At 59.5% G+C, this 14,043-nt stretch carries 19 protein-coding genes and 1 pseudogene; 13 read left to right on the plus strand and 7 right to left on the minus strand.

Annotation, left to right across the window (positions count from 1 at the left end; genetic code table 11):
* Nucleotide 1 precedes the first annotated feature (1 nt).
* From U5A52_RS41340 to U5A52_RS41400, 13 genes are all read left to right on the plus strand, one after another.
* The gene (locus tag U5A52_RS41340) at nucleotides 2-406 is read left to right on the plus strand and encodes a hypothetical protein (protein WP_321940056.1); all 405 of its coding nucleotides are present in this window, start codon (nucleotides 2-4) and stop codon (nucleotides 404-406) included.
* Between the two features lie 19 nt (nucleotides 407-425).
* Entirely contained in the window at nucleotides 426-740 is a 315-nt protein-coding gene (locus U5A52_RS41345) for a hypothetical protein (protein ID WP_321940058.1), read from the plus strand.
* Between the two features lie 12 nt (nucleotides 741-752).
* On the plus strand, nucleotides 753-1,436 hold the full coding sequence (locus tag U5A52_RS41350; RefSeq protein WP_321940060.1) for a phage minor tail protein L: 684 nt from the start codon (nucleotides 753-755) through the stop codon (nucleotides 1,434-1,436).
* Nucleotides 1,433-2,188, plus strand: a complete 756-nt coding sequence (locus tag U5A52_RS41355) for a C40 family peptidase (protein WP_321940062.1) — start codon at nucleotides 1,433-1,435, stop codon at nucleotides 2,186-2,188. The genes U5A52_RS41350 and U5A52_RS41355 overlap by 4 nt, the downstream gene beginning before the upstream one ends.
* Nucleotides 2,188-2,760 (plus strand): tail assembly protein, encoded by a 573-nt coding sequence (locus U5A52_RS41360; RefSeq protein ID WP_321940063.1) that lies wholly within the window; start codon nucleotides 2,188-2,190, stop codon nucleotides 2,758-2,760. Before U5A52_RS41355 ends, U5A52_RS41360 begins: the two co-directional genes overlap by 1 nt.
* Nucleotides 2,761-2,777: 17 nt before the next feature.
* Nucleotides 2,778-6,701 (plus strand): phage tail protein, encoded by a 3,924-nt coding sequence (locus U5A52_RS41365; RefSeq protein ID WP_321940064.1) that lies wholly within the window; start codon nucleotides 2,778-2,780, stop codon nucleotides 6,699-6,701.
* Nucleotides 6,701-7,018, plus strand: a complete 318-nt coding sequence (locus U5A52_RS41370; protein ID WP_321940065.1) for a hypothetical protein — start codon at nucleotides 6,701-6,703, stop codon at nucleotides 7,016-7,018. Before U5A52_RS41365 ends, U5A52_RS41370 begins: the two co-directional genes overlap by 1 nt.
* Nucleotides 7,019-7,735, plus strand: a complete 717-nt coding sequence (locus U5A52_RS41375) for a hypothetical protein (RefSeq protein ID WP_321940067.1) — start codon at nucleotides 7,019-7,021, stop codon at nucleotides 7,733-7,735.
* 275 nt (nucleotides 7,736-8,010) lie between these two features.
* On the plus strand, nucleotides 8,011-8,253 hold the full coding sequence (locus U5A52_RS41380; protein ID WP_321940068.1) for a hypothetical protein: 243 nt from the start codon (nucleotides 8,011-8,013) through the stop codon (nucleotides 8,251-8,253).
* Nucleotides 8,243-8,692, plus strand: a complete 450-nt coding sequence (locus U5A52_RS41385) for a glycoside hydrolase family protein (protein WP_321940070.1) — start codon at nucleotides 8,243-8,245, stop codon at nucleotides 8,690-8,692. The genes U5A52_RS41380 and U5A52_RS41385 overlap by 11 nt, the downstream gene beginning before the upstream one ends.
* Nucleotides 8,683-9,171: a DUF2514 family protein gene (locus U5A52_RS41390; RefSeq protein WP_321940071.1), complete on the plus strand. Its 489-nt coding sequence runs from the start codon at nucleotides 8,683-8,685 to the stop codon at nucleotides 9,169-9,171. The genes U5A52_RS41385 and U5A52_RS41390 overlap by 10 nt, the downstream gene beginning before the upstream one ends.
* A gap of 94 nt (nucleotides 9,172-9,265) precedes the next feature.
* Nucleotides 9,266-9,907 (plus strand): OmpW/AlkL family protein, encoded by a 642-nt coding sequence (locus tag U5A52_RS41395; protein ID WP_321940073.1) that lies wholly within the window; start codon nucleotides 9,266-9,268, stop codon nucleotides 9,905-9,907.
* A gap of 542 nt (nucleotides 9,908-10,449) precedes the next feature.
* Complete coding sequence (locus tag U5A52_RS41400; protein WP_321940075.1) at nucleotides 10,450-10,974, plus strand: replication/maintenance protein RepL; 525 nt, start codon at nucleotides 10,450-10,452, stop codon at nucleotides 10,972-10,974.
* Between the two features lie 29 nt (nucleotides 10,975-11,003).
* Here the strand turns inward: U5A52_RS41400 and U5A52_RS41405 are convergent, their stop codons facing one another.
* The 7 genes and pseudogenes from U5A52_RS41405 to U5A52_RS41435 form a co-directional block, all read right to left on the minus strand.
* A complete protein-coding gene (locus U5A52_RS41405) occupies nucleotides 11,004-11,342 on the minus strand; it encodes a hypothetical protein (RefSeq protein WP_321940077.1) in 339 nt (112 codons plus the stop codon).
* A complete protein-coding gene (locus U5A52_RS41410; RefSeq protein WP_321940079.1) occupies nucleotides 11,339-12,016 on the minus strand; it encodes a ParA family protein in 678 nt (225 codons plus the stop codon). The genes U5A52_RS41405 and U5A52_RS41410 overlap by 4 nt, the downstream gene beginning before the upstream one ends.
* 161 nt (nucleotides 12,017-12,177) lie before the next feature.
* The gene (locus U5A52_RS41415; protein WP_321940081.1) at nucleotides 12,178-12,453 is read right to left on the minus strand and encodes a BrnA antitoxin family protein; all 276 of its coding nucleotides are present in this window, start codon (nucleotides 12,451-12,453) and stop codon (nucleotides 12,178-12,180) included.
* A complete protein-coding gene (locus U5A52_RS41420) occupies nucleotides 12,437-12,706 on the minus strand; it encodes a BrnT family toxin (protein ID WP_321940083.1) in 270 nt (89 codons plus the stop codon). The genes U5A52_RS41415 and U5A52_RS41420 overlap by 17 nt, the downstream gene beginning before the upstream one ends.
* Before the next feature lie 472 nt (nucleotides 12,707-13,178).
* Nucleotides 13,179-13,505: a hypothetical protein gene (locus tag U5A52_RS41425; protein ID WP_321940085.1), complete on the minus strand. Its 327-nt coding sequence runs from the start codon at nucleotides 13,503-13,505 to the stop codon at nucleotides 13,179-13,181.
* A gap of 39 nt (nucleotides 13,506-13,544) precedes the next feature.
* Nucleotides 13,545-13,706: a hypothetical protein gene (locus tag U5A52_RS41430; RefSeq protein ID WP_321940087.1), complete on the minus strand. Its 162-nt coding sequence runs from the start codon at nucleotides 13,704-13,706 to the stop codon at nucleotides 13,545-13,547.
* Nucleotides 13,703-14,043: pseudogene (locus U5A52_RS41435) on the minus strand (hypothetical protein); the annotation flags it as partial. The gene U5A52_RS41430 and the pseudogene U5A52_RS41435, both read right to left, overlap by 4 nt.

A 14,043-nucleotide genomic window follows, 5' to 3' on the forward strand; every position in this document is an offset into this window, starting at 1 on the left:
AATGGGTAACTACATCGGCGACGCTCCGCAAATGGCGGAGCGCGTATCTGTAAAGTGGGCGCTCGTCACGAACGCGGAGGGGCATCAAGCGCTAACCGACTTCGACTTAGAGGCGGCGACGGAAGCCCCCATACGTGGTGACCTATGGGTGTTCGATCATCGGGCGGGGCAATACCGCGTGTTTCCCGCCCGTGAATTGGCCAGGGCACGCATATTTCAGCGCTGGCTATGTCGCGGGCTTGAGCGGTTGCCCGTCGCTCCGGTGGAGACGGTGGCCCAACACGTGGCCCGCGTGCGTGACGAACTGGCGGCGGTTGACGCTGCGGTTGCTGGTGGCCGCGTGCTCGCGGATGGCGAATCGCGTGCCGTGGCAGGGATGCGGCGATTCGTTGCCGAAAACCAATAAACAACCTGAGGGGAGCGGTATGCAAAACATGACTTACTACCTCGTCGCGGTCGCTGCGCTGACTGTGGCAACGCTGGTTATCGATATGCTTCAAACGTGCGTCATTGCGCGCAATCCGGCTCAGTGGAGCGAGACAAACGTGATACTCGGCAAGCATCCCGGCGTGGCCCGCGTGGTCGCGTATTTCGTGCTCTGCATCGTGCTCGTGGTGCTCGGTGCGGTGGTCGCATATCGCGTTGGCGTCATGGGCGCGGCCGTCATCGGCTTTGGCTTGCTGGCCCTGTTCGAAGCCGTGGTAACGGCTCGCAATCGCTGGCTTGGTATCAAGATTTAATCCGGGGGCCGAATGGGTATCGCTGCTGACGTTCAATCGCTCAACCCGGGGCGAATTATCGAACTGTTTGAGGTTGACTGCACGGGCATCGGCGGTGACCTCATGCGCTTTCATGGTCACTTGCAATCGCAGTCGATCACGTGGCAGGGTGAGGAGTACCGCGCGTGGCCGATTCAGGCCACGGGCTTTAAGCGCACCACGGACGCGCAGCAGGCCACGCCATCGCTGACCGTGGGCGATATCAACGGGACCATCAGCGCCCTGTGTATCGTGCTTGATGACCTTGTGGGGGCGGTTATGCGTCGGCGGCGCACGCTCGCGCGCTATCTCGATGCCGTCAACTTTCCGGACGGCAACGCCGACGCGGACCCGGATGCGGAGATGGCCACGGAAATATGGCGCATCGAGCAGAAGTCGGATGAGCAACCGGGCGATTACGTGACGTTCACGCTTTCGTCACCTCTCGACTTTGGCGGGCAGCAGATACCCGCGCGACAGATCGTCAACGCGTGCCAGTGGGAGTACAAATCAGCGGATTGCGGGTGGACGGGCATAACGTTTTTCGACCGGAACGACAATCCGGTTGACGATCCATCGCTAGACGCATGCTCAATGAAAACAACGGGTTGCGAGTGCCGATTCGGGGTCAGTAACCCCCTATCATACGGGGGTTTCCTCTCTGACGTTCTCTCGTGACCGATCTCGACCCTGATGCAAAGCTCGCAATCACTGACCATGCAATTCTGACCTATCCTGAGGAGTGTTGCGGCTTCATCGTGAGCACTCCTCAGGGTCAGCGATACCTACCCTGTCACAACCGCGCGACGAACCCGCGCGAGCACTTCGCCATCGCGGCGGAGGATTACGCCGACGCTGAGGACATTGGTCCGCTACTCGCAGTAGTCCACTCTCACCCCAACGCGCGCGCCATTCCAAGCCCAGCAGATCGCGCCGTATGCGAAAAGGTTGGCATTCCCGCATGGGTCATTGTCAGCGTCGGTGTTGAGGCCGATGGCCGCATTGGCGTGCACGACTGGCACTCGTTCGGACCCAGCGGCTACGTTGCCCCATTGATCGGCCGGCCGTTTGTCCACGGCGTGCATGACTGCTATTCGATAGTCCGCGATTGGTACGCGCAAGAGCGCGGAATCACGATACCCGACTTTGAGCGCTCGGATAGGTGGTGGGAGCAAAAAGGGCAGTCCCTATACATGGACAATTACGCGCGTGCGGGCTTCGTCGACGTGGGGCCGCACGTGGAGCCCGAAGAGGGCGACGTGCTTCTAATGACCGTGCTGAGCAAGCACGGGGAGCCGAATCACGCGGGCGTTTATGTGGGCGGCGGCCGGTTCATTCATCACCTGTATGGGCGGCTTTCCGTCCAGGCGATTTTCGGCGGCATGTGGGCGCAATGCCTGACAACAATTCTCCGTCACAAGGGGGCGTAATGCTTCGTGAGGTTCGCTTGTATGGCGTCGCGGGCTCCCGCTTCGGCCGCCAATACATGCTTGATATCCAGACGCCTAGAGAGGCTGTGCGGGCGCTCTGCGTGCTCATCCCGGGATTTCGTCAATTCCTCGCCCGCGCGAAAGAAGCTGGGCTCGAATTCGCGGTATTCATCGGCCGCACGAACATCGGTGAGGACGGACTTGAATTCCCGGCCGGTCGCGAGCCGATTCGCATTGCGCCGCTGATTATCGGCTCGAAGCGCGGCGGCATCTTTCAGGCCATCGCCGGTGCCGTGCTTACCGTGGTGGGCGCGGTGATGACCGCGTACGAAATCCCGGGCGGCACTCAGGTTGCCATGCTCGGCGTGTCAATGATGCTCGGGGGCGTGATGCAGATGTTGAGCCCTCAAACGGGCGGCCTCAGCTCGACGGCGAACAATGGCACCTCGTATTACTTCGATGGGCCGGTTAATTCGTCGGCGCAGGGGGAGCCCGTGCCGATCGTGTACGGCGAAATTCTGGCGGGCTCGAAAGTCGGTTCGTCGGGCATCTATACAGACGATCAGGTGTAAGGGGAATCATGGGAAACATGAGCGATATTCTTGGCCCTTGCTTTGCGGGCTTGGACGCGACGGCTACGCCATTCCGCGGCCGCGCTGCGGGGGCTGTGGCCATCCGTGGCGCGAAGGGCGATAGTTCGTCGGCTTCGGCTACTGAGGCCCCGGATAGCTTGCACTCGACGGCAACGGCGAAGGTGCTCGATATCATCTCGGAGGGGCCGATTGTCGGCCTCGTGAACGGGCTTGCATCGGTCTATCTTGACGGGACTCCGATTCTCAATGCGGACGGCTCCGCCAATTTCCAGAATTACAGCGTCGATACCCGGCTAGGGACTGTCGATCAAGATTTCATCCCCAGCATTCCATCGGTCGAAAATGAAATCGCGATTGCGCTGGCGCTCACGAGTGACGCGCCGTGGGTTCACGAACTGACCAATACGCAATTGACGGCCGCGCGCATCCGCTTCGGCGTTCCCGCGCTGTCGCAGACCGACAAGAGCAACGGCAACATCAACGGCTATCGTGTCGAATACGCTATCGATCTAGCGACCGATGGCGGGGCCTATGCGCAGGTTGTGAGCGCGGCATTCGACGGCAAGACAACGAGCCTGTATGAGCGCTCGCACCGCATCGAACTCCCGAAGGCTGAATCGGGCTGGCTCGTGCGCGTGCGGCGCGTTACGCCCAACGCGCACGACTCATACATACAAGACACGATCAACATTGAGGCCATTACCGAAGTCATTGACCGGAAGCTGCGCTATCCGAACACGGCTCTCGTGGCTATGTCGTTTGACGCGACCTCGTTTTCGTCGGTGCCGACGCGCGGCTACCTCGTGCGCGGGCGGATCGTCATGGTTCCGTCGAATTACGATCCGGACACGCGCGCTTACGCGGGCGTGTGGGACGGGACTTTTAAACTCGCGTGGACGAATAACCCGGCATGGGTGTTTTATGACTTGGCGCTGAACAAGCGCTATGGCGGCGGCCGCTATATCGACGGCTCCGCGCTCGACAAGTGGAGCCTGTACGCCATCGCTCAATGGTGCGATGAGATGGTGCCGGATGGCAAGGGCGGGCAGGAGCCGCGCTTTACGTGTAACGCCGTGATTCAATCGCAGGCGGACGCGTTCAAGGTGCTTCAGGATTTGGCAGGCGTGTTCCGTGGTAACACGTATTGGGGCGCGGGCTCTGTCGTGGCCACTGCCGATATGCCATCCGATCCGGTGCACGTGTACACGCAGGCGAACGTTGTAGGCGGCAAGTTCAACTATGCTGGCTCTGAGCGCAAATCGCGCTACACGTTCGCGCAAGTCGCGTGGAATGACCCTCAGAATCAGTACAAGTCGGCTGTGGAGCCCGTGCAGGATGATGAGGCAATCGCGCGCTATGGCGTGATTAAAGCCTCAATCACTGCATTCGGCACTTCGTCACAGGGTCAGGCGCATCGCCTTGGACTGTGGACGATTCAGACTTCGAAGCTCAACACGAATACCGTCACCTTTCAGGTTGGGCTAGACGGCACGCTGTGCGCTCCGGGTGAGGTGTTCGCGGTTGCGGATGCCAAGAAGGCAGGGCGGCGCATGGGCGGCCGTATCCGCAGCATGGACGGCGCAACGGTCATCGTGGACAAGGCCCCCACGGTAAAGACTGGCGACGTGCTCACGGTCATCATGCCCGATGGCGTGGCGCAAAAGCGCACGGTTGACTCAGCGAGCGGAAGCACGATCCGCGTGACGCAGGCATACGATGCGAACTCCGCAAAGGGTGCCGTGTGGATGCTCGAAAGTGATGACCTCGTGGCGCAGCTATTCACGGCGGTCAGCGTAGAGGAGTCAGACGACAACGGCCAAATCTGCTACACCATCAACGGCGTGCAGTACGAGCCCGGGAAGTTCGACCTTATCGACAACGGGGTAAAGATCGCTCAGCGCCCTGTGACGGTCATTCCGCCCAAGGCTCAGCCGGGTCCGGCATCGGTAACTATTTCGGAATACCAAGTTATCGATCAGGGCACGGCTAAGAACGTGATGACGATCTCATGGGCGAAGGCGGATTCGGCTATTGCCTACCTCGTGCAGTGGCGCAAGGATGGCGGCAATTGGGTAACGGCGGGCACCGTGTCCGCGCTATCCGTTGACGTTCCTGGCATCTACACGGGCACCTATGAGGCTCGCGTATCGGCCATCAATGCGCTGGGGACTACTTCGCTTGCGACCGTGAGCGATCCAACTGCGCTATTGGGAAAGACCGGTGCGCCGCCGACTGTGGCCACGCTTACCGCGTCGCTCGATCAGCTTTTCGATATCGAAATCGATTGGGGCTTCCCGGCCGATGGCACGGCCAACGACACGCAGCGCACCGACCTTTACTATTCGCGCACGCCGAATGTGGCGGATGCGGTGCTGTTGGGCTCGTACGCATACCCGACCTCGAAAGCCGTTTTGATGGGGCTCGCGGCCGGTCAGTCGTTTTGGTTTTGGGCTCAGCTTGTCGATACCACGGGCAACGTTGGCGCGATGTATCCCGGCCCGAATGATGCGCTCGTTAATGGTCAGTCGTCATCGGATGCAAGTCCGATTCTCGACCTCATCGCGGGCAAGGTAAATAAGGACGCACTGAGTCAAGACCTCGTTTCGAGTATCGACGCGGTATCGAACATTCAGGACGCGCTGAACGAAATCCCGAATCTGGACCTTGCCGGGATTGCATCGCTCACGGGCAAGGTTGACGCGCTGTCCGTCGCGCAGGGCACAGAGACGGCCGAACGTGAGGCCGCGGATGCAAACTTGGCGCAGGATATCAAGACGCTCACGAGCCAATTGCAGATTCAGTATATGGGCGATGACGCAACGCCGTTCGGTGATGCGACGCTCAATGCTGGCGTGTACAGCGAAGCCGAAGCCCGCACGGATTCCGATTCGGCGCTCTCGGATGACATTCGCGCCGTTGCGGCCTCCGTGAGTACGGAACTCGAAACCGTGTCGGCAATGGTGCAGGATGAAATCAGCGCGCGCGCCGACTTCGAATCCGCCTACGCGCAAAAGTTTATCGACCTCGAATCGAACGTAAACGACACAGTAGCCGCGCAGCTTCAGCAGGAGGCCGAAACATTGGCCACGCAAACGGCGGCGATGGCCCAGCAGATCAGCGATCTACAGGCGCAGGTAGGAAACGATATCCAAGCGGAGATTCAGCAGGAGGCCACGGCGCGCGCTGACGCGGTGTCGGCACTCTCCGATCAGGTGACGGCGTTGCAGGCGCAGGTAGGGAATGATATTCAGGCTCAAATCGCGGAGGAGGCAACGGCGCGCGCTGATGCCGATGGCGCGCTGGGCCAACGCATTGATACGCTGACGGCCAAAACGGCGGATGACATTGCGGCGGCTATCCAGACGCAGGCGACGGCGCAGGCCGCAACGGATGCGGCAACCGCTGAGGAAATTTCGAACCTGACGACTCAGGCCGGAAACAATACATCGGCTATCCAGACGGTGCAGCAATCGTATGCAGACCTTACGGGCAAGGTCAATGCGACGTACACCGTCAAGATTCAAACCACGGCCGGGGGCGTGCCGTACGCGGCCGGATTCTCGCTGGGTGTTGATGGCGCTTCGGGAGTATCGCAGTTTGTTGTCAGCGCTTCCTCGTTCGTTTTGCTCGACCCTTCGACCGGGAATAAAACTTCGCCATTCTCGATCACGAATGGCCAGACGTTTATCAACAATGCGTTTATCAATCTCGCATCGATCAACGCGGCCATCATCAGCGGTCAGTTGCAATCGAAGGTGAACGGGGCAAACGGCCGGCCGCTGTTCGTGCTCAACATGGACACGGGCGATATTGAAATCAACGGCGCAAACTCCGGTAGCGGTTGGATGCAACTGACTAGCGGCGTTCTGCAGGCGTACGACAGCAACGGCGTTTTGCGTGTTCGCGCGGGGATTTGGTAATGACTGCTGGGCTCCAAATCTGGAACGGTAGCGGCGGGCTTGTCCTAGACGCCACGCACCGCATCGGCAAAGTGCTTGCCGTTCTCACGGTCACGGCCGGTTCGTCCGGTTCGTGGTCGGGCGACCTCACGAGCGGCGGCCGCACGGGATTCGCGGCCTTCTCGCGCGCCTTTACCTATGGCTCAGCCACGAATCAATGGTATGTACAAAAGCCTGAGGTTGTCGTAAGCGGGAATACCGTCACTTGGACCTATGGCAGTTTGAGCGGTAGTCAATCCGTGTATTGCGGCGGAATCATCGTTATTGGGTGGTACTAAATGAGCGCAGGGTTTCAGGCTTGGACCGATACGGGGCTTGTCACTATCGACGGATCAACGCCCTGTTTCGGGCTCCGCGTCCATCAAGTCATAACGTCATCGAATCAGAGTATTGCATGGGGCGGCGGTGCCGCTTCCGTGTTCTATATGACGGTTCCCATTGCATCGATCACGTTCACGGCAGCGGCCCCCGTGGTGGCGTTCTATAGCCCGTCCACGTATTGCCAAATGATCGCGCTTAAGAATAACGGCGGCAACTCGTGGACCGCGCAATTCTGGACTCAAAGCGTAGCGTCAATCGAGGTGTACGTTTTCGATCAAACGAACCAATTCGCGGGATCGAACTACGGTCTACAGGTGTTCGATGGTTCAGGGCAGTTGATAGCCGACGCAACCGCGCCATTCCTGAAGCCTATGGGTTTCATCTCGGGCAACATTTTTGGCTCGACGGGCAATTCATTCATCACGCACGGCTATTCGAGTCCGAACTATCAATCGTGGGCTATCGCATCGGCTAAGTGCGCGACGGCCGCGCCGCTTGCCGCATCCGCCATTGGTAACTACATCTGGCTCGATGGCTGGTCACACTCTGGCGGGACAGCGACGCACGGATGGTTTCAGCTAGCAAAGCAGGGCTCCGGAAACGACAACAATCTAACCGCGTTCGTCAGTGAGGTTGACTGGTCCGGATTGCTCATTGACGTTGCCAACTTCTAGCGGCTAGCGCGGTTCCTGACTGCTGATAATTCGCCTGTCAACACACAGGGGCGAACAATGCAGCTTGGACCGTCTGAAACGGCATCGTACACGGGCGCAGTTGTCTCCATCGGATCGAGCCTAACTCTGACCGGTCTAGGAATCATTGTCGGCATGGTGACGGCAATCCTGACGTTTGCCGTTTCCACTTACTTTGCGTGGCGACGTGACCGGCGCGAAGAACGCGAAGCGCGAGCGCGCCTAGAAGAACTGAAAGACCACATTAAGGGGGAGTCGTGGCGCTCAGACGAAAAGAGCTAGAGGAAATGCTCACTTGGCAAAAAGTGAGCGCGGCGGTTATGGCGGCCGCCACGGCAATCGCGGGCTTCGGCCCTCAGCTTGTCGAATCGTGGAACGCCATTCCTGATGACTGGAAACACGACCTGCCGCATGGTTGGGCGCACTGGATCGCGACGGCCGGATTCTTGCTCGTGACGCTCTCTCACTTCATCGCCAAGGGGGAACGCGATGCAGGGTGAAAACTATACGTTGCTGACCGTGGAGCTAAAGCGCGATGAAGGCGTGCGACGTGTCCCGTACAAGGATACGAAGGGAATCGACACGGTAGCCGTGGGCCACAACCTACAGGCTAAGCCGCTTCCCAACGCCGTCTACCCGCTCACGGATGCCGCAATCGATTCGATCCTCTATGCGGACCTGTGCGACGTGTTCTCGGACCTTGATTCGCACTTGCCTTGGTGGCAGGACTTGAATGATGTTCGTCAGCGCGTTCTCGCGAATATGTGCTTTAACCTCGGCATCACGAAGCTTGGCGGGTTCATGAATACGCTAGCGGCGATGCGTCAAGGGCGATGGGCCGATGCGTCGGCGGGCATGCTTAATTCGGCGTGGGCGTCGCAGGTTGGCGACCGGGCGAAGCGCCTAGCTCAAATGATGAAAACGGGGGTATGCGCGTGAATCCGAACGCGGTTATTGCACTTTGTGCGCTCGTGCTCGGACTCGTGGGCGGTGCCTATGGCGGGTATGAGTGGGAGCACTCCGACGTTTCGGCTTTGAAGCTCGCGGACGCGCAGCACGAAGCGAAGGCAGTACAGGACGCGCGAGACGAAGAGAAGCGCCGCGCGTCTAAACAAGAGGGAATCGCAAATGACGCAAAGAAGGAACGGGACATTGCTCGCGCTGACGCTGCTGGCGCTGCTAGCGCTGCTGTCGGCTTGCGCAAGCAACTCGCCACGTACGAGCAGCAAGCAAGACTGGCCCAGCATTCCGGCGCTACCGGCGACAGCGCGGCAACCGGCGACCCCATCGGAGTGCTTGCCGACTTGCTCCGCCGCGCTGACGACCGCGCAGGAGTCCTGGCGGAATACGCTGACCGCGCCCGCATCGCCGGATCAGAGTGCGAGCGCGACTATGACGCACTAGCCGGGACCAAGTAGCTACCATTAGCTACCATAAGCTAAGCCCCTTAGTCTAGGGGCTTTTTTTGTATGTGCGCTCTATTGGTATGACGGTATAAACCCTGGTAGGCTTTTGTGGTCAATTCTGACGACAACAAAACGAGACAAGAAAATGAAAACAAAAACGGCCGCGCTCGCGGCTTTGCTGTGCATCGGCACGCTGGGGAACGCACACGCACAAAGCGCCGGGGATTTCCTCATCGGCGGCGGATGGCAGGACAACGGCGGCGCGAGCGCGGCGGCCGTCCAGTTGACGTATTTCGCCACGGACCATATTGCGGGTGAGGTATCGATTGCAACGCCGTCCAATGTCGCATACACGGGCGGCTCTGGCTTGCTGTCGGGGCAGGACGTAGGGACGGGCAAGCTTTTGACTAGCTCCGTGTCAGCGAAATTCTTTTTCGGCAATGCCGATTGGCCCGTGCGCCCGTTCGTGGGGATCGGGATGACCATCAACACGCCGACCTCGACGCACTACGCGGGCGGGCTTGGCAGCTCGACGGCAAGCGTCAAAACCGGTGTAGGCCCCTTGTTCAGCGTCGGCGCGAACTGGAACGCGACGGCGCACCTGTTCGCCACGGCATCGATTGCGTACTCTCCGCGCCCGACTATGGGAAGCATCAACACGCCGACGACCACGGAGACGAAAACGACATTTATCAAGCTCCGACAGTCGGACTATCTGGCGTATGTCGGCATCGGCTACCGCTTCTAATTCAGTAGTCCGAACGTGAGCCCGCCCGGTTCTAAGCCAGGCGGGCTTTTTTGCGTGCGCAATGTTTCGCCAGCGCGGGCTTTTTTGTGCTCGCGGTTTTGACTTTGATTCTCTATCTCCATAGGAAAAAGTTTCGAGTGTGGGTAAGTCCGGAACCCGCTTGCGGGCTATCCCCGCCCTTGTGGTGGGGATAGCGGGCTTATCCATACGGGGAAGCGTCGCGGGCGGTCGCGGCCCTGCTTTTCGCAATCGTGACCCCTAACCGGACACGCCTGGGAGAAAGTCGGGCGCGGAAAGACCCTAATCCGGGTCATCCTATGCGAGTCATCTAGGCCAGTGGTTTACCAACAATAAGAAAGGCGCTCGGGCGGATTTCGCGTAACTCATTGATAAGGCTAGATATTTCGCGAATCAAAACCCGACACAGGTGACGGGATACCCCGACATTTGTGACGGGGTTGAGCGGGATTATGTGTCGTATTTTGCGACTTGACCGGCGCGGATTGTCCGTTTAGAGTCGCGGAAATGATAGGGGGCTTACGATGAGTGAGGCAAGACTACCGAAGAACGTTGCAACGGAGGCGGCAGGGCTACGCGATATGGGCGGCTGGCTGCAAGTCGAAAAGCAAACGTTGCGGGCCATTACGGCTTTGAGCATCAAGCACCCTGTGGCGGCGGGCATGCTGCATTTGCTCGCAAGCAAGATGAACCGGACGAACGCGGTCGTTATCAGTAAGCGCGCCATTGCGGACGAACTGGGCGTAACTGAGCGCTCTGTAGAGCGCGCGGTTGTCGTGCTGAAAGATGGCAAGTGGGTTCAGGTCGCGAAGGCCGGGACGCAAAACGTGTACATCATGAATTCCCGCGTCTACTGGCAAGGCGCGCGCGGCGCGCGCTTCGCAAACTTCTATGCGGCTGTCACGCTCACGGAAAAGGATCAGGCAGCGGGCGAAGTTGACGACAAGAGCGAACTGCGTCAAATCCCTGTGGCGGGCGATGGTGAGCGCTATCTAGTCGGTAACGAGCAATTGCCGCCGCCCGATCAGCAGGAAATGGAATTGCCCTAAAAAATAGGGCTCACGCGGAGCCCTATTCCTCACTTCGCCTCACGCTCGAAAGCGTCTAGCATCATCTCTAGCAACTCGCCATAGGTGCGGCGCTCGCGCTCCGCTACGGCTAGCAAGCGCTCTTTAAATTCCGTGGAGCACTTGATATTCAGTTGATCGCTTCGGCCGGTCAATCCGCGGCGCGAGCGCTCTGGCGCGCTTGCTGGGGCGCTAGCGGGCTTCGGCTTCCCTTCCCGGCTAACGAAGCCTGATTCCTTGCTGAGCCGGTCAATTGCGGCCTTATCGACGGGCTTGCGCTTTGCGGGGCGGTGCACAACCTCCGCTTCAAGCGGGTCAAGATTGAAGGCGCTAACTCGTTTGGTTGTCATTGCGTTGCCTCCGCACGCTTGAGGGTGGTCAAAACTTCGGTATAGAGCGCGTCGGCGTTCTGTCGGGCTCGCTCAAGTCCGGAAACGTCTGAGGCTACCAATTGGTAGATGGTGCTACCAAAGCTGAATTGCGCCTTGTACGCTTCGCGCTCCATCAATTCCGTTTCGAACATGGCTACGCCAAGCTCGCGCAATTCGGTCGCCAGCGCCGTGTATGTGCGCGTTTTGATGGCGGGATTCGTGCGCGTAAAGAGAATCGAGTGCGGCACCGTTCGGCGCATCATCTTTTCCTGTTGGCGGATGACGCGCAGCGCTCGCGATGCCTGGTCAGCGTCAAGCGTAGAGCCCTGCATCGGAATGATGACTAGATCCGCCTGAGACGCGGCTAGCAGCGCGATTTTCCCGGCTGTCCCTTCAAGGTCAACGATGGTGAATGCGCTGCTTGCTGAGCGCTCCTCGATTACGTCAATAATCGACTCCTCATCGGCTTGCGTAACGGTCAGGTACTCCGTTGGCGCGTTGCCGATGCTGTGCCATTTCGTGAGCGGGTGGTTAGGGTCCGCGTCGATGAGCGAAACGTGCAACGCCCGATGCGCTATCGAAGCGGCAAGGGTAAGGGAGGAGGTTGTTTTGCCTACTCCGCCTTTCGGGGACATGAGTACGACTATTGGCATGGTCTAGGGCTCTGGTTGTGTTGAGCGTCGCGCGCTACCCTACGCTACCATTCGATAGCATAAGCTAGCCGATGGTAGCTTGTGGTAGACGATTGCGCAAGTAGCCCCAATGAAAAAGCCCGACGCGGTTTCCCGGCGTCGGGCTTTGCTGTTGGCGCGGGTCACGCGGCCTTTAGCGGATGCTCTGTCAGGTAGGTGCGGAGCGCATCATTCATCCGCGTTTGCCATCCGTCGCCTGTCGCTCGGAAGGCCGCCACAATGTCCGAATCGTAGCGCACGGATACCTGTTCCTTAGGGTTCTCTTTCGGCGGCCGGCCCATGCGCTTTTGGGCTAGAAGCTCGGAGAAGGGGCGCATAGCCTTGATTTCATCGGCCGGGACTTCGGCCGAATCGAACTCGTGTTCGATTTCGGCGGGGGTTTTATCGCGCTTGCTCATATGCTTTGACCTCTCTAGGGTTCGCTTTGCGAAGGCTGATAACGCGCATGGTGCCATCGCGAAACGTGAACGCAACCATATGCAGGCGGCCGTCAATGTAGCCGAAGCCGCGATACCGTTCCTCGCCATACTCCTTGCGGGTATCGACTTGGTACACAAGACTGGCCCAATCAAAGCGCTGGGCGTCAGCCAAGGAAATCCCGTCGTGCTTGCGGTTGATGGCGTCTTTGGCCGGGTCGAATGTGATTTCCATGTGACTTATTGTAGATGCGAAAAGTAGAAGCGGCAAGCACTTTTCGCATCCCATAAAGTCTCATTTGTCATAATAACAATTATCAACTTTCCGCGTATCCCTTGCTGTGTAAGGCTTTCAGCGTGTTTTATCCCCGCATCGGTCCCCGTAAATCGGCGGCGGCTCCCCAAAATCCCCCCTGGGGTGCCGGTGCCCGCATCGTCAGAATTGAATAGAGCCCCCGCCAAGCCGCTCGCGGCCGGTCGCATGAGCCGCGCCACTGTGGAGGGGCGGCGGAGCCGTCAGCGCTCGTTTTGACCGGCGCTGGGTGGAGTCGGCCGCGTCGCAAGCGCCCTACTCCCCGCGCTACCCTTGCCGCCGCCCTTCCCTGCCCTACCAATGGCTAGCGCGAGCTATCAAAAGCTACCGGGCGCTATCGATAGCTAACGGTAGCTATCGAGAGCTAGCGATAGCTACCAAGAGATACCAAGGGCTAGCAAATCGGCTTCGCGCGTGGCGCGCGGTGTACGCTCTCTGGCGGGATCAGCTTTTCGACCGGCCCCGCCATGAAATCGCGCAGCGCCCTAACCCCCTCATTCGGCTCGATGCGGGCAACCGTCCGGATTGTTGCGCCCCGCTTCCAGCTTCGGCCATTCGCGGCGGGAAGCTTGCCGCGTATCAGTCGCGGGATCAGCGCTCGCACGCCGACAACATCTGCGCGCCCCGGAATCTTGTTCAGAAAAAAGACGGGTGTCCGGTGCACTTCAGGTGCAACCGTGCCATCCGGTTGCTGTACCGGGAATTCAATCGAAAGAAGCATTGTAATGTAAATGTAATGTTGCTCGAGCGAAATGCGGCCCTACGCGGCGCGCGTTCGGTTGAGTTCAAGCCACAGGGCAAACGCAAGGGACGCAAACGCCTGAGCGTGTGTCATCTGCGGATTTGCGTCATACAGGGCGGCCATCGCCTTACCGGAAAACTCGCCCCATTGCGCAACCTCCTCCGGTGTTGCGTCTTTCATGTTGCCCCCTGTGGCTTCGTTGTCCGGTTCGCTACCTGGGCGGCTTGCTGTGCGATTCGCGACATTCGATCACGGAGCATGGCGGGCCATTCGGACGCGGCGCGCGGCGCGCGGATCGGCGCTTGCGGGACTACCGGCCGAATGGGTGCGGAGGTGGGGCGGATCGGAGCGGCAACCGGCTTGACCGGCGCAACCGGCTTGACTGCATCGCGCTTGTCCTGAGGCGACACGGCGCGCGCTTCGCTCGCGGCGGCCTCCGTGGCGGGAAGTGCGACCGACCACATAAAGCAGGCGACAAGCTCAAGCGTCAACGCCAGTGCCATGCTCGTGAATAGGG

The sequence above is a fragment of the Paraburkholderia sp. J8-2 genome, assembly GCF_905220195.1.
GTDB lineage: Bacteria > Pseudomonadota > Gammaproteobacteria > Burkholderiales > Burkholderiaceae > Paraburkholderia.